We start from the raw sequence: 22,707 nt of genomic DNA, 5'->3' as shown, positions 1-22,707 counted from the left end.
CATGCTGGGCTACCTGAGCGCAGTCGTCACCGCCATTTCGATGGCAACTTTCTTCGGCATCGTCTGGTGGGCCTGCTCGCGCGGCCGCCAGAGCGCCAACCGCGAATCGGCCATGCTGCCGTTCGCACTGCCCGATGAGTTCGGGCAGGGACAACAAGATGGAGCGAATCGGTCATGAGCGATTTCGTTAATGGCTTCTGGGGATATTTCATCTCGATCGTCGCGGTGGGCGGCGTGGTCTGGTGCGTGTGGCTGCTGTACACGCAGCGCCGCTGGCTCAGCACCAAGCCGGCCAACGGCAAGGTCGAGGACACGGGCCACGTCTGGGACGGCGACCTGACCGAGCTGAACAACCCGGTGCCGGGCTGGTGGACCTGGATGTACCTGCTGGCCTGCGCCTTCGCGCTGGGCTACCTGTTCTTCATGCCGGGCCTGGGTGAGTACAAGGGCCAACTGGGCTACAGCAGCACCGAGGAAGTGGCCAAGCAGCAGGCCAAGATGGCCGAAGCCGTGCGTCCGATCTACGCGCGCTTCGAAACCATGGACATTCCGCAGATCGCCCAGGATCCGGGCGCCCGCGAAATCGGCCAGCGCCTGTTCCTGAACACCTGCGCGCAATGCCATGGCTCGGACGCCAAGGGCGGCCCCAGCTTCCCCAACCTGGCCGACGGCGACTGGCTGCACGGCGGTTCGCCTGAAGCCATCACGCAGACCATCACGCAGGGCCGCGTGGGCGTGATGCCGCCCTGGAAGGCCGCGATCGACGCCAAGACGGCGGCCGACATCGCCCAGTACGTGCGTTCGCTGTCGGGCCTCACGGCAGATCCGGTCCGCGTGTTCCGCGGCAAGCGCGAGTTCGCCAACTACTGCGTGGCCTGTCACGGCGTCGACGGCAAGGGCAACCAGGCGCTGGGCGCGCCGAACCTGACGGACGACGTCTGGCTCTACGGCAGTTCGGAAGCCACCATCGTCAAGACCATCCTGGATGGCCGCGACAACCGCATGCCGGCGCATGGCGACATCCTGACGCCGGAGCAGATCAAGATCCTGACGGCCTGGGTCTGGGGCTTGTCGAACAAGCCCGAAGCGACGGCAGGCGCCGCGCCGGGCACGGTAACGAAGTAAAGGCTTTACAGCGCGTTTTTGGGGGCCGCGCCTGGCGTGGCCCCCATATCACTGGACATACAGCAGGGAGCAGGAAATGGAAGATGGGTCAGCCGCAAGGACCGGCAATTCGCCTGACGGTGACCCGCCGCCCTGGCGGCCGCACGTAAAGCCGCCGCGCCCCGGGACGGAAACCCTGGAGCAGACGCTGGCGGGCGTGCGCAGCAAGATCTACCCCCGGTCCGTCAGCGGCATCTTCGCCCGCTGGCGCATCGCATTCGTCTTTCTCACCCAGCTGATTTTCTATGGCCTGCCCTGGCTGCAATGGAACGGCCGCCAGGCCGTGCTGTTCGACCTGGGCGCGCGCAAGTTCTATCTCTTCGGCCTGGTGCTGTGGCCGCAGGACGTGGTCTATCTGGCGGTGCTGCTGGTGATTTCGGCGCTGGCGCTGTTCCTGTTCACCGCGGTGGCGGGGCGGCTGTTCTGCGGCTACGCCTGTCCGCAGACCGTCTATACCGAAATCTTCATGTGGATCGAGCGCAAGGTCGAAGGCGACCGCGTCGCGCGCATCCGCCTGGACGAATCGCCCTGGACCTGGCGCAAGGCGCGCCTGAAGATCACCAAGCATTTCCTGTGGATCGCGCTGGCCTGGTGGACGGGTTCCACCTTCATCGGCTACTTCGCGCCCATCCGCGAACTGGGCCATGAGCTGTTCGCGCTGCAACTCGGCCCCTGGCAGTGGTTCTGGATGCTGTTCTACGGCTTCGCCACCTGGGGCAACGCCGGCTTCATGCGCGAATCCGTGTGCAAGTACATGTGCCCCTACGCGCGCTTCCAGAGCGTGATGGTGGACCCCGACACCTTCGTGGTCACCTACGACAAGCGCCGCGGCGATCCGCGCGGCGGCCGCTCGCGCAAGGTGGACCACAAGGCCGCCGGGCTGGGCGATTGCGTCGATTGCAGCCTGTGCGTGCAGGTCTGTCCGACCGGCATCGATATCCGCGACGGCCTGCAGTACATGTGCATAGGCTGCGGCGCCTGTATCGATGCCTGCGAACAGGTCATGGACAAGATGCAGTACGAGCCCGGCCTGATCCGCTATACCTCGGAACGCGCCATGCTGGACGGCTTGTCCGCCAAGAGCGCGCGCTCCCATCTGCTGCGCCCGCGCGTGCTGATCTACGGCACGCTGATCCTGGCGCTGGCCATCGCCTTCGTCGCATCGCTGGCCATGCGCAACCCCCTGCGGGTGGACGTGATCCGCGACCGCGGCGCGCTGGGGCGCGAAGTGGCCGGCGGCATGATCGAAAACGTGTACCGCCTGCAGATCATCAATACCTCCGACCAGCCGATGCGCCTGCAGCTCTCGGCCGACGGCATGCCCGGCCTGAAGGTGATGACCGGACAGCAAGGCTCGGACACCGTCGACGTCGAGGCCGCGGCCAACAAGCTGGTGCCCATGGTCATCCGCGCGCCGGCCGGCGCCGAGCCCGGCGCCCATGCCATCACGCTGCGCGCGCGCGGCCAGGACGGCGAGAGCCGTGCGGTCGAGACCGACGAGCCCGCCAGCTTCTACGTACCCGACTGAATACTGAAAAGGACAAGCCCATGACCGCCGCCCAACCCGCCAAGACCGCCAAGCCCTGGTACCGCGAGCCCTGGCCCTGGATCCTGATGGCCGGCCCGTTCGCGGCCATGATAGGCTGCTTCGTCACGATCTATTTCGCTTTCACCAATTTCAGCAACCAGCCGATCCAGGAGGGCGTGGTCAAGCGCGGCCTGGTCATCGAGCAGGCGGCGCCCAGCGCCAATCCGTAACCGGGGAGAACACAGATGGGCTTGCGATCGTTGATGTGGATCCTGTGGCCGTCCTTCATGGCGGCCGCGGCGGGGAGCGCGCTGATCTTCGCCCTGATCGATCCCCTGGACGTGGCGATCTTCGGGCATGTGCCCACCGGGCGCACCGGCTTCTACACGGTGGCTTTCTTCGTGCTGTGGGTGATGGCGGGGCTGTCCAGCACGCTCACCGCGTACCTGATGCCCAAGGCCGAGGAGCCCGAGGACCTGTAGCCAGGGCGCGGCGCTGCCGCAGCCCCGGGGCCGTCGCAAGCGGCGGCTTATACCTTCTTCACAAACTCCGACTTCAGGCTCATCGCCCCGAAGCCGTCGATCTTGCAATCGATGTCGTGGTCGCCATCGACCAGGCGGATGCCCTTGACCTTGGTGCCCATCTTGACCACGCCGCCGGAACCCTTGAGTTTCAGGTCCTTGATGACGGTGACGGTGTCGCCGTCCTGCAGCACATTGCCGGCCGAATCGCGGTAGACGCGGGCGGCTTCATCGGCAGATTCCGCGGCCTGCGCCGGCCATTCATGCGCGCATTCCGGGCAGACGTACAGGGCGCCGTCTTCATAGGTGTATTCGGACTGGCATTTGGGACAGGCGGGCAGTGCGCTCACGTGTGGACCTCAGTGTAAAAAACGCGCGATGCGCAACACGCGATTGTACTGCGCCGCATGCTGTTTTCTCCTGCGCCGCGGGCGTTTTCCCCCTTTGCATTGCGCGCTCTCAAGCCGCTGCGTCGCCGTGCAGCAAGCCCACGAAATGCCGAGCCGCGGCGCTCAGCGGCCGGTCGCGCGGCACGATGCTGCCGAAGGCCGTCAGGCTCTGCCGGATCTGGTAGGGCAGTATCGCCAGGAGACCATGCGCCGCATAGCGGCTGGCCACCGATTCCGGAATCACGCCCAGCATCGTGGACTTCATCGCCAGGTTGGTCGTGGTCAGGATGGAGGCCGATTCGATCAGGCCCTTGGGCGTGGCGGCATCGTGCGAGCGGAACTCCTGTTCGATGACGTCGCGCATCGGACTGCCATGCGGCTGCAATACCCAGGGATACGCCAGCATGGCCTCGAAGCTCACGCGCTTGCGGCCGGCCAGCGGATGGTCCACCGCCGCGATCACGGACAGAGCTTCATCGCCGATGGGGCGGAACACGTACTGGCTGTCCGACGGCGTCAGCATGCGGCCGATCACCACGTCCAGCTTGCCTTCGTTCATGCGGCCCATCAGCAGGTCGCTGGTGCCGGTGGAAATCTCCACCGCGAGCAGCGGGTAAGTCTCTTTCAGGCGTAGCAGGGCGTCGGTCAGGTGGCCGGGCGAAGCCGCCATGATGCTGCCGATGAACAGCTTGCCCGCGCTGCCCAGGCGCAGCTCCTCCAGTTCGCGCGCCAGCGACGAGACCGTGCCGCGCATGCCCCGGAAGTACCCCATCACGCATTCGCCCGCCGCGGTCAGCGCAAGGCCCCGGCCGACCCGTCCGTACAGCGGCTGGCCGATGGCCAGTTCCAGTTCATGCAGCATCTTGCTGGCCGCGGACTGGGTCATGTTGAGCTGGTTGGCGGCGGCGCGCAGCGTGCCGCGCTCCTCGATCGCCAGCAGCAGGACGATCTGCCGCATGCGCAGCCGGGCCAGCAGGGCAGGGACGTGGATCGCGCGTTCCATGATTGATCGCCTCAGGTGAACGATTGGTGCAAAAGTTTCATTTTACGGAAACAGCACTTCTTTCTAAGATGGACCCACAAAAGATTGCCCCCGCAAGGGCAAAAAAACATCAACCAAGGAGACAACCATGAAGACTCGGCTATTGGCCGCGATGGCGGCTGGCGCCTTGTGCCTGTCGGCCCTGGCGCCCGTCCAGGCGCAGACCGCCGACTGGCCCAACAAGCCCCTGCGCCTGCTGGTGGGATCCGCGCCGGGCGGCGGCACCGACGCCATGGCGCGCGCCGTGGCGGACAAGCTGGGGCCCTTGCTCAAGCAGACCGTGGTGGTCGAGAACAAGCCGGGCGCGTCGAACACGCTGGCGGCCGACCTGGCGGCCAAGTCCACGGACGGCCACACCATGGTGATGGGGGTGTCGACCGCCCATGCCATCGCGCCGCACCTGCTGAAGCTGGGCTATGACAACGACCGCGACCTGACGCCGGTGGTGTTCGTGGGCGCCGTGCCCAACATCCTGGTGGTCAACAACGACGTGCCGGCCAAGTCGGTGCAGGAATTGATCGCCTTGCTCAAGAGCAAGCCCGGCACCTACAACTTCGCCAGCAGCGGTTCCGGCAGCACCCAGCACATCGCCGCCGAGCTGTTCAAGGACGCCACCGGCGTGCAGATGATCCACATCCCGTACCGCGGCAGCGGCCCGGCGCTGGTGGACCTGATGGGCGGGCAGGTGCAGATCGCGTTCGAGACCGCGTCTTCCGTGATCCCCCATATCAAGAGCGGCAAGGTGCGCGCGTTGGCCGTGCTGAGCGCCAAGCGCAACGCCCAGCTGCCCGACGTGCCGACCATGGCCGAGGCCGGCGTGCCGGGCGTGGAAATGAGCGCCTGGTACGGCATCTACATGCCCAGCGCCACGCCCGCCGCCAATCAGAAGCGCATCCATGACGCCGTCAACGGCATCCTGGCCCTGCCCGACACGCAGACCCGCCTGCAGGCGATCGGCGCCGATATCAACCCGATGAGCCAGGAGCAGTTCGCGCAGTTCCACAAGAGCGAGAACCAGCGCTACGCCGGCGTCATCAAGAAGAACAACATTTCCGTGGAATGACCCAGACATGAGCGCGCAGCAGAAACCCGTCATTGCCCTGACCCTGGGCGACCCCGCCGGCATCGGCGCCGAACTGATCGCCCGCCTGCTGGCCAGGCCAGAAGCCACGCAGCAGGCGAACATCGTGCTGGTGGGCGACGAGTGGCTGTGGCGCGAAGGCCAGCGGGTGGCGGGTGTGCAGGTCGCCACCCAGCCCGTGGACAGCATCGAGGCGGTGCGCGGCCGGCCGGACACCGGCGCGCCCGCCTGGCTGGGGGTGGACACCATCAAACCCGGCCAGGTGCATGTGGGTCAGGCCGAGGCCGCGGGCGGCGCGTCGGTGCTGCGGGTGCTCAACGCCTGCATGGACGCGGCGCGCGACGGCCACGTCGACGCCATCTGTTTCGCGCCCTTGAACAAGTACGCCATGAAGCTGGGCGGCCTGGGGCATGACGACGAGTTGCACCATTTTGCGCAGTACCTGGGCGTGACCGGCTACTTCTGCGAGTTCAACACCCTGGGCGACCTGTGGACCTCGCGCGTGTCCTCGCATATCCCGCTGAAGGACGCGGCGGCGGCGCTCAGCATCGACGGCATCAAGGACGCCACCCGACTGATCTACCGTTCGCTGCAGGCCAACGGCATTGCCGAGCCGCGCGTGGCGGTGGCGGCCTTCAACCCGCATGGCGGCGACGGCGGCACCTGCGGCCGCGAAGAGGTGGACATCATCGCGCCGGCCGTGCGGCAACTGAATGAAGAGGGGCTGCCGGTGCAAGGGCCGTTCCCCGCCGACACCATCTTCCTGAAGGCCCAGGCCGGCGAGTTCCAGGCCATCGTCACCATGTACCACGACCAGGGCCAGATCGCGATCAAGCTGCTGGGCTTCTCGCGCGGCGTGACGGTGCAGGGCGGCCTGCCCATCCCCATCACCACGCCGGCCCACGGCACGGCGTACGACATCGCAGGCCTCGGCCGCGCCAACCTGGACGCCACCTGGCAGGCCTTTCTCATCGCCTGCCGCATGGGCCTGTCGCACCGCGCCGCGCGGACGCAGGCCGGCTGATCCGCCGCTTTCATTCCATACCCTTATTCCAAGCAGGAACTCCTCATGAAGATCAAATCCGTCCGCGCCCGCGTCTACGAGTGGACCGGCAAGACCGTGCCGCCGCAGGGCAATTTCTGCTCCAACGCCATGGACCTGCTGTATTCCAAGCAGGAAACCATGAGCACCTTCCGCTTCCATGGCTGGACCGTGGTCGAGGTGGAGACGGACGACGGCATCGTGGGCCTGGGCAACGTGGCGCTGGCGCCGCGCGTGGCCAAGGCCATCATCGACCAGTACCTGGCCCCGCTGGTGATCGGGCAGGATCCCTGGGACTACGAATACCTGTGGCAGCGCATGTATCGGTCCACCCATGCCTGGGGCCGCAAGGGCGTGACCATGGCGGCGATCTCGGCGGTGGACCTGGCCATCTGGGACATCCTGGGCAAGTCGGTGAACAAGCCGGTCTTCAAGCTGCTGGGCGGCCGCACCAAGGAAAAGATCCCGGTCTATTACTCCAAGCTCTATCGCACCGACCTGAAGGCCATGCAGGAAGAGGCCCAGACCTATCTGGACCAGGGCTTCACCGCTTTCAAGATGCGCTTCGGCTATGGCCCGGCGCACCTGCAGAAAGGCGTGTCGGAGAACCTGAAGTCGGTGGAGGCGGTGCGCGAGGTGATCGGCTACGACACCGACCTGATGCTGGAGTGCTACATGGGCTGGAATCTTGAGTACGCCAAGCGCATCCTGCCCAAGCTGGAGAAGTTCGAGCCGCGCTGGCTGGAGGAACCCGTCATCGCCGACGACATCGACGGCTATGCGGAACTGAACCAGCTCACCTCGATCCCGATCTCCGGCGGCGAACACGAATTCTCGCTCTACGGCTTCAAGCAGCTGCTGGACCGCAAGGCGGTGTCGGTGGTGCAGTACGACACCAACCGCGTCGGCGGCATCACGGCGGCGCACAAGATCAACGCGCTGTGCGAGGCCTACAGCGTGCCGGTGGTGCCGCATGCCGGCCAGATGCACAACTACCACCTGACCATGAGCACGCTGGCCTCGCCCATGAGCGAGTACTTCCCCATGTTCGACGTGGAGGTCGGCAACGAGCTGTTCTATTACATCTTCGATGGCGAGCCGGTGGCCAAGGAAGGCTTCATCGACCTGGACGACGACAAGCCGGGGCTGGGCCTGACGCTGAAGACCGAATACCTCAAAGACTTCAACATCATCGAATAACCATGGCTACCTACCAGAACCCGCGCTATCGCGGCATCTTCCCGGTCGTGCCCACCACCTTCACCGAATCCGGCGAGCTGGACCTTCCCAGCCAGAAGCGGGCCGTGGATTTCATGATCGACTCGGGCGTCGACGGGCTTTGCATCCTGGCCAATTTTTCCGAGCAGTTCGTGCTGTCTGACGACGAGCGCGAAGTCCTGACGCGGACCATCCTGGAGCACGTCGCCGGCCGCGTGCCGGTGATCGTGACCACCACGCACTTCAGCACCCAGGTCTGCGCCGCGCGCAGCCGGCGCGCGCAGGAGCAGGGCGCCGCGATGCTGATGATCATGCCGCCTTACCATGGCGCGACGATCCGCGTGTCCGAGGAACAGGTGACGGGATTCTTCCAGCGCGTGTCGGACGCGGTGGACATCCCCATCATGATCCAGGACGCGCCGGTCGCCGGCACGCCGTTGTCGGCCGCGGCGCTGGCGCGGATGGCGCGCGAGATCGAGCACGTCGCCTACTTCAAGATCGAGACCGCGGGCGCGGCCTCCAAGCTGCGCGACCTGATCGCGCTGGGCGGGGACACCGTGGAAGGACCCTGGGACGGCGAGGAAGCCATCACGCTGCTGCCCGACCTGGATGCCGGCGCCACCGGCTCCATGACCGGCGGCGGTTTCGCCGATGGCCTGCGGCCCATCATCGAGGCCCACCGCGCGGGCAAGCGCGACGAGGCCTACCGCCTGTACGAGCGCTGGCTGCCCCTGATCAATTACGAGAACCGGCAGGGCGGCATCCTCACGGCCAAGGCCTTGATGAAGGCCGGCGGCGTGATCGCCTGCGATGCGCCGCGGCACCCGTGGCCGGCCATGCGCGCGGAGGTCCGGCAGGGCCTGCTGGAGACCGCGAGCCGCCTGGATCCGCTGGTCCTGCGCTGGGGGCGTTGAGCAGGGATTGATCAGCCCGCCAAACACACTGTTCCGTCACGGCGAACAAGCCTGTCGCGCGTGACGGTTAAAATCCCTGGCTATCCATCCAGTCGGGGGCGCGTGTGCAGCCGGTCATTTCAGTTCAGGATCTATCCAAACGGTACGCATCCGGATTCCAGGCGCTCAAGAGCGTGAACCTGGACATCCGGCGCGGCGAGATCTTCGCCCTGCTCGGGCCCAACGGCGCGGGCAAGACCACGCTGATCAGCATCATCTGCGGCATCGTCAATCCCACCGCCGGCCGCGTGCTGGCCGATGGCCACGACATCGTCACGGAGTTCCGCGCGGCCCGCGCCAAGATCGGCCTGGTGCCGCAGGAAATTTCCACCGACGCGTTCGAAAGCGTCTGGAACACCGTCAACTTCAGCCGCGGCCTGTTCGGCAAGCCCACCGACCACGCCTACGTCGAGAAGGTGCTGCGCGACCTGTCCCTGTGGGACAAGAAGGACAGCCGCATCATGGCGCTGTCGGGCGGCATGAAGCGGCGCGTCATGATCGCCAAGGCGTTGTCGCATGAACCCGCGATCCTGTTCCTGGACGAGCCCACCGCCGGCGTGGACGTGGAGCTGCGGCGCGGCATGTGGGAAATGGTGCGGCGGCTGCGCGAAAGCGGCGTCACCATCATCCTCACCACGCACTACATCGAGGAAGCCCAGGAAATGGCCGACCGCATCGGCGTTATCCGCAAGGGCGAGATCATCCTGGTCGAAGAGAAGCACGCGCTGATGGCCAAGCTGGGCAAGCGCCAGCTGGCGCTGACCCTGAAGGCGCCGCTGCCGGGCATCCCGACGGCGCTGGACGCCTTCCAGCTGGACCTGTCCGACAACGGGCACAAGCTGGTCTACACCTACGACAACCAGGGCGGCGGGGAAATCTCCCGGCTGCTGCATGAACTGTCGCGCCTGGAGATCGAATTCACCGACCTGAATTCGTCGGAAAGCTCTCTCGAGGATATCTTTGTCAGCCTGGTGCACGGTCAATCATGAACTTCTACGCCATCCGCGCTATCTACCTGTTTGAAATGGCCCGCGCGTGGCGCACGCTGATGCAGAGCGTGCTGTCGCCCGTGATCTCCACCTCGCTGTATTTCGTGGTGTTCGGTTCAGCCATCGGCTCGCACATGGTCGAGATCGACGGCGTGAGCTACGGCGCCTTCATCGTGCCTGGCATGATCATGCTGGCGCTGCTGACGCAAAGCATCGCCAACGCGTCCTTCGGCATCTACATGCCGCGCTTCTCGGGCACCATCTACGAAATCCACTCGGCGCCCATCTCCTATGTGGAGATCGTCATGGGCTATGTGGGCGCCGCAGCCAGCAAGTCCATCATCCTGGGGCTCATCATGTTGGCCACGGCGCGGCTGTTCGTGTCGTTCGAGGTCGCGCATCCGTTCTGGATGCTGGGCTTCCTGGTGCTGACGGCCGTGACCTTCAGCCTGTTCGGCTTCATCATCGGCATCTGGGCCGACGGCTTCGAAAAGCTGCAGATCATCCCGCTGATGATCATCACGCCGCTGACCTTCCTGGGCGGCACTTTCTATTCCATCAAGATGCTGCCGCCGTTCTGGCAGACCGCCACGCTGTTCAACCCGGTGGTGTATCTGGTCAGCGGCTTTCGCTGGGCCTTCTATGGCGTCGCGGACGTCAGCGTCGGCGTCAGCGTGGGCATGACGCTGGTGTTCCTGCTGGCCTGCCTGATTGGGGTGCGCTGGATCTTCAAGACCGGTTACCGGCTGAAGACCTAGCGCAGACAGACCGGGCGCGGCGGCTCAGGCTTGCGCCGCCGGCGCGCGGCGGGCCAGGCCGTCATGCGCGTCGAGCAGGCGCTCGCGCCAGGCGTGGACCGGATCGTCCTGGGCCAGCAGTTCCAGCGTGCTGGTGCAGCGCGCCCACATGAACATGCCGAACACCGCATAGTCGGCATAGGCCGGCTGAGCGCCTGCCAGATAGGGCTGCTTGCCCAGCATCTGCCGCAAGGGCAGCAGCGCCGCGCGCAGCGCGGCGATCTGGTCTTCATAGCCCGCCGGCAGGTCTTCCAGCCTGCCGAAGCGCTTCTCCCGCGTGGCGCGGAAATAGTCCCGGTCCTTTTCGTGGATCAGGCCGTGGATGCTGGGCAGCAGCAACCGCGCCAGCGTCGGCACCAGGGTCGTGTCCGACCATGAATTCACGAACAGGCTCAGCGCGCGACCGCTGGCGCCGCCGAACAACGAGGGCCGCTCGGGGAAGGTGTCTTCCAGGTAGCAGGCGATCTGCCAGGAATCGCTGACGACATGTTCGCCATGCACCAGCACCGGCACCAGTTTCTGGCCGGAAAAGTCGATGGCTTCCTTTTCCGTGAAGCGCCACGGCACGGTCGTCGCGGTCAGGCCCTTGTGGGCCAGGGCCATGCGGGTCTTCCAGCAATGCGGGCTGAAGCGCAGCGACGCATCGGCGCCAGCCAGGTCATAGAGAGTGAGATCCGGGGTCAAGATACTGCGCTCCTTCTACGTGTCGATGAGGGAAACCGGAACAGGATAACCGGTTGCGCAGGACAGACGGCGGGCGGGCGCCTTGCGCCGCGGTCAGTTCCACACCTGCCTGAGCGCCGCCGCCGACAGATACAGGCCGCAGCCGAACACCGCATGCGTCGCCAGGCTGCGCAGGCGGTTCTTCCAGGGCGTGGGCGTGCGGGACGCGGCGATCCCCGCGCCCATGGCGGGCTGCATGACGAAAAACGGCATCACGACGGTCGCGACGCCCACGGCCAGGGTGGGCAGCCATGTGGGATCGCGCAGCCATGCCGCGCCCTCGATGCCGACCAGCAGCGCGGCGAAGACGAGACCCACGGCGTAGTGGATCGTCCATCCCAGCGCCGATTCGCCCGCGACGGGCTCGGCCCGGCCGATATTGGCGTGGGCAAGCGTGCCCCGGCACAGGTGGCCGGCCCACCGGCCGACCAGCGCATAGCCCAGTGTGGGCATGCCCAAGGCCTTCTGGAGCATGCCCCACACGTCCATCACGATCGTCGCGCCGATACCGATCAAAACCACTTTTGCCGCCACTTCCATCGATTCCATGTCTTGTTCCTTGCATTGCCGACCGCATTGTTTGCAGGCATGATAGAAGTTGAAGTCAACTTCAAGTCAAGGAGGGCGCCATGGATATTTCGGAAGTCGCCCGGCGCACGGGCCTGCCGGCCTCCACGCTGCGCTTCTATGAAAACAAGGGCTTGATCAAGGCGGTCAGCGCCGCCGGCGAACGCCGGCGTTTCGCGCCTGGCGTGCTGGATCAATTGGCGCTGATCGCGCTGGGGCAGGCCGGTGGCCTGTCGCTGGACGAGATCCAGGCCATGCTCTCGCCCGAGGGCGCGTTGCGGGTGGACAGGCAGTTGTTGCTGGACAAGGCCGACAGCATCGATGCGACCATCAAGCGCCTGCGGGCGATGAGCCAGGGCCTGCGCCATGCCGCGGTATGTCCCGCCGCCAACCATGCGCAATGCCCGACTTTCCAGCGGCTGTTGAAGGCCGCCGCGGGACGGTTGAAGCAGAACAGGGCGGCGGCCGGCAAGCAAAAAAACGCCATCCACCCGTAATGGGCGGATGGCGCCAGGGCTGGCTCTCGGAGAGCCTTACTTCGCGGCGGGGGCGCCCTTGCTCATGCTCATCAGGCGTTGCTTGAGCTGGGGGTCCTGCTGTATGGCCTGGCCTATGCCGTTGAATTCGTCGACGCTCAGACCGTCGGCCTGCACCAGTTTCACCATCTTGGCGTCGGCTTCCTCGACGACCTTCTGCTTGGCGGCATCCGTCTTGGCGGCGTCGACCTTGGGGCGGTACTCGTCGACGACGCCGGAAATCTTCTGCGATGCCGAAGCGAAACGCTGCAATTGCTGGTCGGTCGGCTGGATCGCGGGCGGGGGCGCCATGCGCGGTTGAGCCTGGGCCTGGCCTTGCGCCTGGCTGGCTTGCTGCGCAAGGGCGGGAGCACCGGACAGCGCCGTCGCCAGCAGGGCGGCGGACAGGAATGCATAAGTGGAACGCTGCATGAAACCTCCTTGTTCCGGTTGAATGTCGGGCCATGATGACGACCCGGACGGTGCGGGGGCAAGTTTCGCGATGTGTTTTCCTGTTTCGGCAGGCCACGGGATGCGCGCGCGCCCCGGGAGGGAGCCCCCCGGGGCGCGGCCGAAACGTTTTGCGCGGTTTCGTAGTCGCTGCTGGCCGCGATGTTTCCTTAAATTTATGCGGGACGGGTCTATACGATCAGCATGCTCAGCAGCACCAGCGCCAGCAGCAGCACGTAGACGCGGGCGTGCAGGTGGTCCGGGATGCGCGGGATCAGCGGCGCGGCCAGCCGGATGCCGGCCAGCGACCCCAGCGCCAGCGCGGCGAAGGCCAGCAGGTCCACATAGCCCACGATCCAGGGCGCCAGCGGGTCGGCCAGGCCGCCGGCCGCAGCCATGTAGGTCAGTGTTCCCACCACCGCCACCGGCAGCGTCAGCGGATTGGCCATGGCCGCCGCCTTGGCCATGGGCAGGCCGCGGCGGCGCAGCAGCGGCACCGTCATGACGCTGCCGCCCACGCCCAGGAAGGCCGCCACCGCGCCGATGATCACGCCGCCGCCGACCAGGACGCCGCGGTCCAGAGGCCGGGGATGCGCGTCCTCCTGGGCCATGAAACCCTGGCGCAGCAGGCAATCCAGGATGGTCACGCCCAGATAGGCGATGAAGGCGTAGCGCACGAAGTCGCCGCTGGCGCGCGTGGCGGCGAGCGCGCCCAACGCCGCGCCTGCGGCGATGAAGCCGGCCAGCGGCCAGACATAGGCCCGCAGGATGTTGCCGGCGCGCTGGTGCTTGCGCGTGGCCGCCACCGAATTCACGATCATGACGCAGGTGGACGTGGCCACCGCGATGTGCATGGCCGCCAGGCCGATGGCGTCGTGCGCGCCGTGCGCCGCCGTCAACACCGCATACAGCACGGGCACCACCACAAAGCCTCCGCCAAAGCCGAACAGCACGGTCGTCACGCCGCTCAAGCAGCCGAACAGGGCCAGAACCAGATAAAGCATTGCTGCGTCCTTCCAGGGGGGAAAACGCCACGATACGGCGGCCGAAGGTGGCCCGCTTTCGAGGATGAGACAATAATGTTCGAGTTTCGGCCAATCGACCTGCCGCCGGGCAGGCGGCATCAACAGGCCATGAGTCCCAGGCCATGCGCCTCAGACAGGCCATGCGTCCCAGACTATGCGCAATACCCACATCGACCGCTACGACCATCTGGACCGCGCCGTCGTCGCCATCGGCAACGACTATCCGCCTGGCCGGCTGCTGCCGGCCCACGCGCATCGCCGCGCGCAACTGTTGTATGGCGCAACCGGCGTCATGCACGTGGTCACGCGCGACGGCAACTGGGTGGTGCCGCCGCAGCGCGCGGTATGGATCCCGGCCGGCGTGACGCATCAGGTCCGAATGCTGGACGTCAGCACGCGCAGCGCCTACATCGAGCCGGGTTCGGCGCGCGCGGACCGCGAGGCCTGCGAAGTGATCGAGGTGTCGCCGCTGTTGAGGCAGCTATTGCTGGACGCGGTCGACATGCCTCCCGCCTACGATCTGGCGGGGCGTGACGGCGCGCTGGCGGCCCTGCTGCTGCATGAGGTCGAGCGCGCGCCGGTGCTGCCGCTGCATATCCCGCTGCCACGCGACAGGCGCCTGGCGCCCTTGTGCAAGGCCTTCATCGCGGCGCCTGACGCGCGCGCCGCGCCGCGGGCCTGGGCCGAGCGCCTGCACATGAGCCCGCGCACCTTCAGCCGCCATTTCCGACAGCAGACGGGCATGGCGTTTTCGGAATGGCGGCAGCGCGCCTGCGTGGTGCTGGCCTTGGCCCGGTTGGCCTCGGGCGAGTCGGTGACCGCCATTGCGCTGGATTTCGGCTACCAGAGCCCGGCGGCCTTCTCCACGATGTTCCGGCGGGTGCTGGGCCGCCCGCCCACCGAGTATCTGCGCGAGAGCTGAAGGCAGTTGGTACTATGCCGGCTCCCGTGGCGGCCCCTTCGGGCCGCCGGGCCACGCCATTCCATGACCACTACGCATACGCCGTTATCCATCGGCATCGCCGGCGCGGGCAGCGCCGGACTGGCCGCCGCGCTGGCGCTGGCGCAAGCCGGCCATCAGGTGCGCGTCTTTGAAAAACACCAGGGGTTCACCACGCTGGGCGCCGGGCTGCTGCTGCAGCCGCCCGGGGTGCGCGCGCTCAAATCCCTGGGCGTCGACGTCGCGGCGCTGAACGTAGGCGCGCCGATCGACCGCCTGCTGGGCCTGTCGCATCGCGGCTGGCGAGTCGTGGACATCGATTACGTGGGTGACGGCGCGCGGGCCGTGACGCGGGCAGCCTTGGGCGGAGTGCTGTTCGAGGCCGCGCGGCGCGCGGGCGCCGAGTTCTCGTTCGGCTGTCCGGTCGAGACGCTGGCGACCCGCGAGGGCAGGGCCCACGTGACGCACGGCGCGGGGGAAGCCCGCGCCGAGTCCAGTTTCGATGTGTTCGTGGTGGCCGATGGCGCCGCGTCCGCGCTGCGCGAGCAGGTCGGCCTGGCGGCGAGTTCGCGCGCCTACGCCTGGGGCGCGTTGTGGGGCCAGTTCTGGACGCCCGGCTGGAGCGGGGCGACGCAGCTGCTGCAGCGCTTTCGCGGCACCCGCGAAATGATGGGCCTGCTGCCCACCGAGATCGGCCCCCAGGGCGTGCGGCTGTCGCTGTTCTGGAGCATCCGGCACGACGCCTTGCCGGCCTGGCGCGCCGCGCCCATCGGCGCCTGGAAGGACCGCATGCTGTCCCTGTGGCCCGAGGCCGCGCCCGTGGTGGATCAGATTTCGCGGCACGAGGACCTGGCGGTGGCCACATACCGGCATACCTGGCCGCGCGGCTTGGCTGCCGGCCCGTATTGCGCGGTGGGCGACGCGGGCCACGCGATGAGTCCTCAGCTGGGATTGGGAACGACGCTGGCGGTGCTGGATGCGATGGCGCTGGCGCGGGCCCTGGGGCAGCACGGCGCCGCAGCGGGACCGGCGCGCTACGCCCGCAGCCGGTTATTGCCTTCGCGCCTGTACCAGAGCCTCAGCCGGGCGCTGACGCCATGTTTCCAGGCTTCGGGGCCGGGGTTGTGGCGCGACCTGCTGTTCGGTGGCGGGCTGCTCGTGCCCGGGATGAAGTCGCTGATGAAGCGCGGCCTGCTCGCCATGCCGCAGCCGGGGGAGCCGGGCCGCGGCTGATCCGCCGCGCGGCGGCCCTCAGGCCGCGTACCAGAGCACGGCGAAGAAGTGGCACGCAGTGCCGGCGAGCACGAACAGATGCCAGATGAAATGGCTGTAGCGCCAGCGGTTGTCGAGCACGAAGAACACCACGCCGCCGGTATAGGCCAGCCCGCCCGCCACCAGCCACCACAGGCCGCCCGTGGGCACGCGCTCGATCAGGGGATTGACCGCGATGATCACCAGCCAGCCCATCGCCAGATACAGGCCCGTGGAGATGGCGGGGCGGTTGAGCCGCTTGCTGGCTTTCAGCCCGACGCCCAGCAGGGCCATGCCCCAGACCAGGCCGAACAGGGTCCAGCCCCAGGGGCCGCGCAGGGCGCCCAGGGCGAAAGGCGTGTAGGTGCCCGCGATCAGCAGATAGATGGCGGAATGGTCCAGCACGTTGAAGAGCTGCTTGGCGCGGCTCTTGGGCAGCGCGTGATAGATGGTGGACGCCAGGTACAGCAGGCACATCGTCGCGGCGAAGACCGCGGCGCCCGCGATGAAGGCGGCATCGCCCTGGCGCACGGCGGCCAGGATCAGGATGGGAGCGGAGGCCACGGCGCCCGCCGCGCCGACGCCGTGGCTGATGGCATTGGCGATTTCCTCGCCCAGGGTCTGGGGTCTGTCGTTGGGAAACATGAATGCGTCTAGGTTGGTTCAGGCCTACACCTTAGGCGCTTTGGGGCGGCGGCTCAAGGCGGCGAGCCAGCCGGTCGCGGCCGAGGCGGTCTCCGTTTGATCTACTGCAAATCGACCTGCGTGTCGGCGTCCCGAAAGCGCTGCCTGGAAGTTACTCTGTGATACATTCAGCGCGCAAGCAAACGCAGGTTTACTGGCCGAGGCCCAGCAATGGCGCGCAGTTTCACCAACTTGTTTTTCAAGGCCGCGAAGAAGATCGGCAAGCTGCAGCGCGCGGCCTTGCGCATGGCCACGCCCAAGGCTGCCAAGAAGCGCAGCGCGCCCAAGCGCCGGGCCGCCAAGCCCGCTGCGGCCTCCGCTTCCCGCAGCGCTGCCGCGCCGTCGTTGGGGACCGGCCGCTGGGAAGCCTCCCGGCAATTTTCCGATGCCCAGGGCCGCCGTCTCACTTTCGCGCGCTACACGCCCGCCGCGGCGCCGCGCGCCGGCATGCCGCTGGTGGTGATGCTGCATGGCTGCAGGCAGACGGCGCTGTCGTTCGCCCGCGGTTCGCGCATGAATCAATGGGCCGACGCGGGCGGCTTCATGGTGCTGTATCCGCAGCAATCGATGACCCGTCAGGTGCAGCGCTGCTGGCGCTGGTTCCAGCCCGATGACGCGCACGGCGGGGCGGAAGCGGACCTGATCGCCGCCCTGATCCGCGCGGAGTGCGCCCGGCATGCGCTGGACCCCGAACGCGTCTACATCGCGGGATTGTCTGCCGGGGCCGGCATGGCCGCGCTGGTGGCCTTGCGGCATCCGCGCCTGATTGCCGCCCTGGCCATGCATTCCGGGCCGGTTGCGGGCGATGCCCACAGCGCTGCGGGCGGCATCGGCACCATGCGGCGCGGCGCGCTCAAGCCGCTGCTGCCCTTGCTGGAAAAAGTCGCGGACCCGGCAGTGTTCCGCCTGGGCATGCCCGCCATGATTCTGCAGGGGCAGCTGGATCCGACGGTGGCGCCGCGAAACGCCAGGCAATTGTTCGAACAGTTCCGCGCCGTCAACGATCTGCCGCCCGAAAGCGTGCCGGTCGAGCGCGTGCTGGGACTGGGCACGGAGAAATCCTACCGTCGCGTCGATATGCTGCGCGGCAGCCGCACGCTGCTGCGGCTATGCGAAATCACGCTGGTGGAGCACGCCTGGAGCGGCGGCGACGCCTCGGTGCGCTATCACGCGCGCAACGGACCGGATGCCTCGGCGCTGATCTGGCGCTTCTTCCAGACGCACCGCCGCGCGGCGCGCGGACAGGCGGAATAAGCCGGGGTCGGTCCGCGCAGCGGGCGGCAGTCCCGTCCCGGCCACGGCAGTAAGATCAGCGTATTCCCGGCGCGTTCCGCGCCAGCCGCCTCGTCCCTGTCCGGAGTCCAGCCATGTCACTTTCCATGTATCAGGCCAGCGTGCCTGCCTTCGTCCGCGGCCTGAACGTGCTGGCCGCGCTGCTGCAAAAGGCCGCCGACCACGCGGCGGCGGCCGGCATGGACCCGGCCGAACTGGTCAATGCCCGGCTGGCGCCGGACATGTACCCGTTGAGCGGCCAGATCCAGCGCGCCAGCGACGCGTCCAAGTTCGCGGTGCAGCGCCTGTCGCGGGTGGAAGCGCCCAAGTTTCCGGATGAGGAAACCACGTTCGAACAGTTGCAGCAGCGCATCGCCGCCACCGTCGCGTATCTACAGGACGTGCCCGCGGACCGGCTGGATGGCGCCGAAGGCCGCAAGGTTTCGCTGGCGTTCGGCGACTTCAAGCAGGAGTTCCGCGGCGACGACTACCTGCTGACGTTCGCGCTGCCGAACTTCTACTTCCACGTCACGACGGCCTACGCCATCCTGCGCCACGCGGGCGTGAAGATCGGCAAGCTCGATTTCCTGGGGCCGTATCCGCAGCCGGCTGCCTAGCCTTGCTTCTTTGACGCGTCGCCGCAGCCTTCCATCGGACCCATCTTCGCCATGTTCTCCTGCACTTCCTGCGGCGTCAGGTCGAACTTGTGCGTGGCGATGGACCAGCGGTGCCCGCAAGGGTCCACCACCTGGCCGTAGCGGTCGCCCCAGAACATGTCCGCCACGGGCATGGTCACCTGGGCGCCGGCCGCCACCGCCTGCTTCATGGCGGCGTCTACGTCGTTCACGTAGAGATGCAGGGTCACGGGCGTGCCTTTGAGCGCCTTCGGGCCCAGGCTGCCCCACTCGGGGAAGTCGTCCATCAGCATCATCACGGAATCGCCGATGCGTATGGCGGCATGCATGATCTTGCCGTTGGGGCCGGGCAGCCGGGCCAGTTCCTCGGCGTTGAAGGCTTTCTTGTAGAAGTCGATGGCCTGCGCCGCGCCTTCGCACACGATGTGCGGGGTGAGCGTGTGCATGCCGTCGGGGATGGGTTTGCTTGCAGGGTTTGCCATGAGGTATCTCCAGATTGTTCCGTTTGAACGGGCGGGAACGGATCCCGCCGCCTCAGTCGCCTACCAGAGTGGTGAAGCCGCCCCAGCACATGCGCTTGATATCGAACACGTCGTCGCAGCAGTGCTCCGCCAGGCGCGGGTCCGCCATGACCTTGGCGTTGATCCGGTCGCGATCCGCCTTGCTGGGGTAGGTGATCCAGGCGAACACCACCGTTTCCCCCTCGCGCGCGCCCGCGGCGGCGCTGAACGAGCCGGCGCCTTCCTTGTCGATTTCTTCCGCCACGCATTCGCGGTAATCCAGCGCGCCGTGTTCCAGCCAGACCGTCTGCGCTTGCTGCGCCATCTTCCGGTAGGCTTCGAGGTTGGCCTTGGGTACGGGCAGCAGGAAGCCGTCTACATACTTTTCCATCAGTAACTCCTTGATCCACGTTGTTCTGTTCCGCGCCAGGACGTCCCGCAAGCCGCCTTGGCGCTACCCCGGATCTCATTCCGGTAAGTGTCACTGTATCGGGATCGCCGGCGATTTCAGATAGGCGATTGCGACAATCTTGAGGGTGGATTGCGACAGTTGGCAGGCGTATGCTTTGCAGGATGAAAAACGTCGCCTTCCTACTGCCCCTGGGGGCGAACATCGCCTCGCTGGAAACCGCCCGGCATGGCTTCCTGGTCGCCAATGAATACCTGGCCGCGCACGGGCGCGAACCCAGGTTCACGGTGCGCACGCTGGCCCTGACCCGCGAAGTCCGGCTGGACCAGGGCCGCATCACGGTGCAGGCCGACATGGTCCTGGCCGATGCCCACGACATCGACATCTGCATCGCGCCGCCGCTGCTGGGTTCGGTGTCCGACGCGGTGCTGTCCAACCGCGAACTGATCGAATGGCTGTCGCGCCATCACCGCGAGGGCGGCGAAGTCGCCAGCCTGTGCATGGGCGCCGCGCTGCTGGCTGCGGGCGGCGTCCTGGACGGCCAGCAGGCGGTGGTCCACTGGGTGGCCCAGAACCTCTACGCCAGCCTGTTTCCCAGCGTGCAATGGGTCAGCGACCGCGTCGTCATGGCGGACAACGGCATCTACACCAGCGGCGGCGCGTTCTCCGCGGCGCACCTGGTGCTGCACCTGATCGAAAAGTACACCGACCGCGACACCGCCATCTGGTGCGCCAAGTACTTCCAGCTGGACTGGAGCCGCCAGAGCCAGTTGCCGTTCTCGGTGTTCGTGGGGCAGAAGTCGCACGCCGACGAGGTCGTGCGCGCGGTGCAGGATTACATCGAAGGCCGCTACACGGAAAAGATCACCGTCGAGGAACTGGCGGACCGTCATGCCATGGGACGCCGTACGCTGGAGCGCCGCTTTCGCCAGGCCACCGGCAACAGCATCGTCGAGTACGTGCAGCGGGTGCGGGTGGAAGCCGCCAAGAAGCGCCTGGAGACCTCGCGCAAGAGCGTGGCCGAAGTCATGTACGAAGTCGGCTACAACGACACCAAGGCCTTCCGCGACATCTTCAGCAAGTATTGCGGCATGTCGCCGGTGGGTTACCGCGAGCGCTACCACTTTCAGTAGCGGCTTCAGCCCTGGTGCCGGTACACCCGCGTATCGCGCATCACAAAGCCCGCGGACTCGTACAGGTGGTGCGCGGACAGCCGGCTCGGGTTGGAGGTCAGGTCCAGCGTCTTGGCCCCGAGTTCGCGGCTTTTGACGATGGCGGCATGCGTCAGCGCCATGCCGACCTTTAGGCCGCGGGCCTGTTCGTCCACCACCACGTCTTCGATCCACGCCCGCACGCCGGTGGGAATGCGGAAGTGCACCAGCGTCAGCGTGCCGACGATGCGCTTGTCGCTGCCCATGGTGGCGACGAACAGGTGTGTGCACGGGGATCGGATGATCTCGTCCAGCGCCTCGCGCGTCAGCGGCGCCGCGGTTCTGGACAGTTGCGGCAAGAGACGGGCGAATGCCGCGACCAGCGCGGCGCTGGCCTGGGTGGCGAGCACGACTTCGACTTCATTTCCTGGAGGGGGCATCATGCTCTCCCGGGTGGGCTACCTGAGTGTTGTAGCCGACACTCTGTCCGGATACCAAGCGGTGAATTTCATCGCGCCGGCCAGCGCCGCCACCGTCACTGCGATGGCGACCGCCTGCGGCAACTGCGGCTTGTACAGCAGCAACGCGTCGGCCGCCACCATGCTCGCAAACGCCAGCGCCCAGGCTGTGGTCACGGCATAGTTCATGCGCGCGTAGCGGCGGTTCTTCCAGACGTATTCCGGTTCCTTTTCGCGTGCGTATTCCAGCGCGAACGGCCGGCGCAGCGCCAGGGTCAGCAACACCAGAAGCAGCATGCCGGCATCGACCCGCAGGCGCGCCTGGGCGATGGTCCAGGAATCCCCGTCCGCCATCGGGGCATACAGGGTCATCCCCATGAACAGCAGCAGCGTGCCGGTTTCCAGGATCTTGATGCGCCGCTCGGGGCTGAGCCAGTCGCGCAGCACCAGCCCGGCGGATACGAAAGTGCCGGCGGCAAGCCCTTCCAGCACGCCGACGGTTCTTTCAATGATGACAAACACGATGAACGGCGCGAACGCCAGCAGGATATTCATCTTGGTTCCCCGACCTCGAGCGCGCGCCCCTGCGCGTTGTCAGCGTCGCCTTGAGAATCAAGACGCGAACTTGTCCATTTACGCCTGTCCGCCAGGGTGCGGGATATGGCGCAGTTCGACCATCGGCAAGGTGGCCGTGCGCATATGGACGATTGTTCCGGCGGCGCGGCGACGCATCGGCCGTCTGGCCGGCGCCGGCTGGCGCAAAGGATGAGTTCGATGGGCGATGGCCGGCACGGCTTGCGGTCCGCAGGGCGTACCGCCTTTGGCGGACTTCCCGCCGCGTAGTCGCAGGCGTTGCTCCATCAGCGGGCGTCGGCTATGGTCAAGGGCTTCGCCCAACCCTGCCCCCGAGGAAACCATGACATCAGTCCTTCCGTCCACGACCCTGAGCGTGGATCCCGCCTGGATCGACGAGTACGGCCACATGAACGCCGCCCATTACGTGGGCATCTTCGACCGCGTCGGCTTCCAGTTGTTGCGCGAGGTGGGGGTGGGGCTGGATTACACCGAGGCCACGCGCTGCGGCATCTACACGATGAACGTGCACGTGGCCTATTTGCGTGAAGTGCTGGCGGGCGATCCGCTGGCGCTGCGCATCCGCCTGCTGGAAGCGGACGACAAGCGCCTGCTGTGCCTGATGGAGCTGATGCAGACCCGCGACGGCTACGTCGCGGCCACGATGGAGCAGCTGTCGCTGCACGTGGACCTGGAAACGCGGCGCGCCAAGCCGTTTCCGCCGGAGCTGGCGCAACGGCTGGCGCGCACGGTCGCGGCGCACGCCGCCCAGCCGCTGCCGGCCGGCTACCGGCGGCTCTTGCCGCTGAAGCCGCCGCGTTGAGTCATCG

29 protein-coding genes are annotated in these 22,707 nt (G+C 66.9%); 18 read left to right on the top strand and 11 right to left on the bottom strand.

What is annotated here, in order from left to right:
* Position 1 precedes the first annotated feature (1 nt).
* The 5 genes from ACZ5YA_RS10300 to ACZ5YA_RS10280 all read left to right on the top strand — a co-directional run bounded on the left by ACZ5YA_RS10300 (position 2) and on the right by ACZ5YA_RS10280 (position 3,174).
* The gene (locus ACZ5YA_RS10300) at positions 2-178 is read left to right on the top strand and encodes a cbb3-type cytochrome oxidase subunit 3 (RefSeq protein WP_054452859.1); all 177 of its coding nucleotides are present in this window, start codon (positions 2-4) and stop codon (positions 176-178) included.
* A complete protein-coding gene (ccoP, locus tag ACZ5YA_RS10295; protein WP_464092462.1) occupies positions 175-1,125 on the top strand; it encodes a cytochrome-c oxidase, cbb3-type subunit III in 951 nt (316 codons plus the stop codon). The genes ACZ5YA_RS10300 and ccoP overlap by 4 nt, the downstream gene beginning before the upstream one ends.
* 76 nt (positions 1,126-1,201) lie before the next feature.
* Positions 1,202-2,692, top strand: a complete 1,491-nt coding sequence (gene ccoG / locus ACZ5YA_RS10290; protein ID WP_280016792.1) for a cytochrome c oxidase accessory protein CcoG — start codon at positions 1,202-1,204, stop codon at positions 2,690-2,692.
* A 20-nt stretch (positions 2,693-2,712) separates the two neighbouring features.
* The gene (locus tag ACZ5YA_RS10285) at positions 2,713-2,922 is read left to right on the top strand and encodes a FixH family protein (RefSeq protein WP_059372466.1); all 210 of its coding nucleotides are present in this window, start codon (positions 2,713-2,715) and stop codon (positions 2,920-2,922) included.
* Positions 2,923-2,937: 15 nt separating this feature from the next.
* Positions 2,938-3,174, top strand: a complete 237-nt coding sequence (locus ACZ5YA_RS10280) for a hypothetical protein (protein ID WP_059372469.1) — start codon at positions 2,938-2,940, stop codon at positions 3,172-3,174.
* 47 nt (positions 3,175-3,221) lie between these two features.
* Here the strand turns inward: ACZ5YA_RS10280 and ACZ5YA_RS10275 are convergent, their stop codons facing one another.
* On the bottom strand, positions 3,222-3,563 hold the full coding sequence (locus ACZ5YA_RS10275; RefSeq protein WP_059372471.1) for a zinc ribbon domain-containing protein YjdM: 342 nt from the start codon (positions 3,561-3,563) through the stop codon (positions 3,222-3,224).
* A gap of 109 nt (positions 3,564-3,672) precedes the next feature.
* Positions 3,673-4,605 carry a LysR family transcriptional regulator gene (locus tag ACZ5YA_RS10270; RefSeq protein ID WP_280016793.1) on the bottom strand — a complete coding sequence of 311 codons (933 nt, stop codon included), beginning with the start codon at positions 4,603-4,605 and terminating at the stop codon, positions 3,673-3,675.
* A gap of 127 nt (positions 4,606-4,732) precedes the next feature.
* Here ACZ5YA_RS10270 and ACZ5YA_RS10265 point away from each other — a divergent pair, with 127 nt between their 5' ends.
* The 6 genes from ACZ5YA_RS10265 (at position 4,733) to ACZ5YA_RS10240 (ending at position 10,685) form a co-directional block, all read left to right on the top strand.
* Positions 4,733-5,707: a Bug family tripartite tricarboxylate transporter substrate binding protein gene (locus tag ACZ5YA_RS10265; protein ID WP_059372475.1), complete on the top strand. Its 975-nt coding sequence runs from the start codon at positions 4,733-4,735 to the stop codon at positions 5,705-5,707.
* A 7-nt stretch (positions 5,708-5,714) separates the two neighbouring features.
* Positions 5,715-6,749, top strand: coding sequence for a 4-hydroxythreonine-4-phosphate dehydrogenase PdxA (locus tag ACZ5YA_RS10260; RefSeq protein ID WP_464092461.1), 1,035 nt, complete (start codon positions 5,715-5,717; stop codon positions 6,747-6,749).
* Between the two features lie 45 nt (positions 6,750-6,794).
* Positions 6,795-7,967: an L-rhamnonate dehydratase gene (locus ACZ5YA_RS10255; protein WP_118932506.1), complete on the top strand. Its 1,173-nt coding sequence runs from the start codon at positions 6,795-6,797 to the stop codon at positions 7,965-7,967.
* Between the two features lie 2 nt (positions 7,968-7,969).
* Entirely contained in the window at positions 7,970-8,899 is a 930-nt protein-coding gene (locus tag ACZ5YA_RS10250; RefSeq protein WP_464092460.1) for a dihydrodipicolinate synthase family protein, read from the top strand.
* A gap of 104 nt (positions 8,900-9,003) precedes the next feature.
* A complete protein-coding gene (locus tag ACZ5YA_RS10245; protein WP_059372488.1) occupies positions 9,004-9,927 on the top strand; it encodes an ABC transporter ATP-binding protein in 924 nt (307 codons plus the stop codon).
* Complete coding sequence (locus ACZ5YA_RS10240) at positions 9,924-10,685, top strand: ABC transporter permease (RefSeq protein ID WP_059372491.1); 762 nt, start codon at positions 9,924-9,926, stop codon at positions 10,683-10,685. Before ACZ5YA_RS10245 ends, ACZ5YA_RS10240 begins: the two co-directional genes overlap by 4 nt.
* Positions 10,686-10,709: 24 nt before the next feature.
* Here ACZ5YA_RS10240 and ACZ5YA_RS10235 read toward each other — a convergent pair whose 3' ends face one another.
* Together ACZ5YA_RS10235 and ACZ5YA_RS10230 are read right to left on the bottom strand one after the other, a co-directional pair.
* On the bottom strand, positions 10,710-11,408 hold the full coding sequence (locus ACZ5YA_RS10235; protein WP_059372498.1) for a glutathione S-transferase family protein: 699 nt from the start codon (positions 11,406-11,408) through the stop codon (positions 10,710-10,712).
* A 93-nt stretch (positions 11,409-11,501) separates the two neighbouring features.
* Positions 11,502-11,996: a DUF2938 domain-containing protein gene (locus tag ACZ5YA_RS10230; RefSeq protein ID WP_464092459.1), complete on the bottom strand. Its 495-nt coding sequence runs from the start codon at positions 11,994-11,996 to the stop codon at positions 11,502-11,504.
* Between the two features lie 80 nt (positions 11,997-12,076).
* Between ACZ5YA_RS10230 and ACZ5YA_RS10225 the strand changes: the two genes are divergently transcribed.
* Positions 12,077-12,511 (top strand): helix-turn-helix domain-containing protein, encoded by a 435-nt coding sequence (locus ACZ5YA_RS10225; RefSeq protein ID WP_118932503.1) that lies wholly within the window; start codon positions 12,077-12,079, stop codon positions 12,509-12,511.
* A 36-nt stretch (positions 12,512-12,547) separates the two neighbouring features.
* Here the strand turns inward: ACZ5YA_RS10225 and ACZ5YA_RS10220 are convergent, their stop codons facing one another.
* Positions 12,548-12,961 (bottom strand): DUF4168 domain-containing protein, encoded by a 414-nt coding sequence (locus tag ACZ5YA_RS10220; protein ID WP_059372506.1) that lies wholly within the window; start codon positions 12,959-12,961, stop codon positions 12,548-12,550.
* Between the two features lie 209 nt (positions 12,962-13,170).
* Positions 13,171-13,983 (bottom strand): sulfite exporter TauE/SafE family protein, encoded by an 813-nt coding sequence (locus ACZ5YA_RS10215; protein WP_118932502.1) that lies wholly within the window; start codon positions 13,981-13,983, stop codon positions 13,171-13,173.
* 175 nt (positions 13,984-14,158) lie between these two features.
* On the opposite strand from ACZ5YA_RS10215, the gene ACZ5YA_RS10210 reads away from it, so the two are divergent.
* Positions 14,159-14,926, top strand: coding sequence for an AraC family transcriptional regulator (locus ACZ5YA_RS10210; RefSeq protein WP_118932501.1), 768 nt, complete (start codon positions 14,159-14,161; stop codon positions 14,924-14,926).
* A 63-nt stretch (positions 14,927-14,989) separates the two neighbouring features.
* Positions 14,990-16,177: an FAD-dependent oxidoreductase gene (locus tag ACZ5YA_RS10205; protein WP_118932500.1), complete on the top strand. Its 1,188-nt coding sequence runs from the start codon at positions 14,990-14,992 to the stop codon at positions 16,175-16,177.
* Positions 16,178-16,195: 18 nt separating this feature from the next.
* On the opposite strand, the gene trhA is transcribed toward ACZ5YA_RS10205, so the two are convergent.
* The gene (trhA, locus tag ACZ5YA_RS10200; RefSeq protein WP_059372515.1) at positions 16,196-16,840 is read right to left on the bottom strand and encodes a PAQR family membrane homeostasis protein TrhA; all 645 of its coding nucleotides are present in this window, start codon (positions 16,838-16,840) and stop codon (positions 16,196-16,198) included.
* 210 nt (positions 16,841-17,050) lie between these two features.
* On the opposite strand from trhA, the gene ACZ5YA_RS10195 reads away from it, so the two are divergent.
* On the top strand, positions 17,051-18,133 hold the full coding sequence (locus ACZ5YA_RS10195; RefSeq protein WP_059372518.1) for an extracellular catalytic domain type 1 short-chain-length polyhydroxyalkanoate depolymerase: 1,083 nt from the start codon (positions 17,051-17,053) through the stop codon (positions 18,131-18,133).
* Between the two features lie 113 nt (positions 18,134-18,246).
* Positions 18,247-18,768 (top strand): DUF1993 domain-containing protein, encoded by a 522-nt coding sequence (locus ACZ5YA_RS10190; RefSeq protein ID WP_118932498.1) that lies wholly within the window; start codon positions 18,247-18,249, stop codon positions 18,766-18,768.
* Here ACZ5YA_RS10190 and ACZ5YA_RS10185 read toward each other — a convergent pair.
* Positions 18,765-19,268 (bottom strand): VOC family protein, encoded by a 504-nt coding sequence (locus ACZ5YA_RS10185; protein ID WP_118932497.1) that lies wholly within the window; start codon positions 19,266-19,268, stop codon positions 18,765-18,767. The genes ACZ5YA_RS10190 and ACZ5YA_RS10185 overlap by 4 nt on opposite strands.
* A 52-nt stretch (positions 19,269-19,320) precedes the next feature.
* Positions 19,321-19,677 carry a DUF1428 domain-containing protein gene (locus ACZ5YA_RS10180; protein WP_059372524.1) on the bottom strand — a complete coding sequence of 119 codons (357 nt, stop codon included), beginning with the start codon at positions 19,675-19,677 and terminating at the stop codon, positions 19,321-19,323.
* Positions 19,678-19,847: 170 nt separating this feature from the next.
* On the opposite strand from ACZ5YA_RS10180, the gene ACZ5YA_RS10175 reads away from it, so the two are divergent.
* Positions 19,848-20,828 carry a GlxA family transcriptional regulator gene (locus ACZ5YA_RS10175; protein ID WP_118932495.1) on the top strand — a complete coding sequence of 327 codons (981 nt, stop codon included), beginning with the start codon at positions 19,848-19,850 and terminating at the stop codon, positions 20,826-20,828.
* A gap of 5 nt (positions 20,829-20,833) precedes the next feature.
* Here ACZ5YA_RS10175 and ACZ5YA_RS10170 read toward each other — a convergent pair whose 3' ends face one another.
* Both ACZ5YA_RS10170 and ACZ5YA_RS10165 read right to left on the bottom strand, forming a co-directional pair.
* Positions 20,834-21,289 carry a GNAT family N-acetyltransferase gene (locus ACZ5YA_RS10170; protein ID WP_464092458.1) on the bottom strand — a complete coding sequence of 152 codons (456 nt, stop codon included), beginning with the start codon at positions 21,287-21,289 and terminating at the stop codon, positions 20,834-20,836.
* A 15-nt stretch (positions 21,290-21,304) separates the two neighbouring features.
* On the bottom strand, positions 21,305-21,859 hold the full coding sequence (locus tag ACZ5YA_RS10165) for a hypothetical protein (RefSeq protein WP_118932494.1): 555 nt from the start codon (positions 21,857-21,859) through the stop codon (positions 21,305-21,307).
* A gap of 361 nt (positions 21,860-22,220) precedes the next feature.
* Here ACZ5YA_RS10165 and ACZ5YA_RS10160 point away from each other — a divergent pair, with 361 nt between their 5' ends.
* The gene (locus ACZ5YA_RS10160; protein ID WP_251881867.1) at positions 22,221-22,700 is read left to right on the top strand and encodes a thioesterase family protein; all 480 of its coding nucleotides are present in this window, start codon (positions 22,221-22,223) and stop codon (positions 22,698-22,700) included.
* The last annotated feature ends 7 nt before the right edge of the window (positions 22,701-22,707 follow it).

This window comes from Achromobacter sp. JCM 18799, assembly GCF_055395645.1.
Note: the sequence above shows the minus strand (reverse complement) of the source record. Positions and strands in the feature narration are given on the sequence as shown.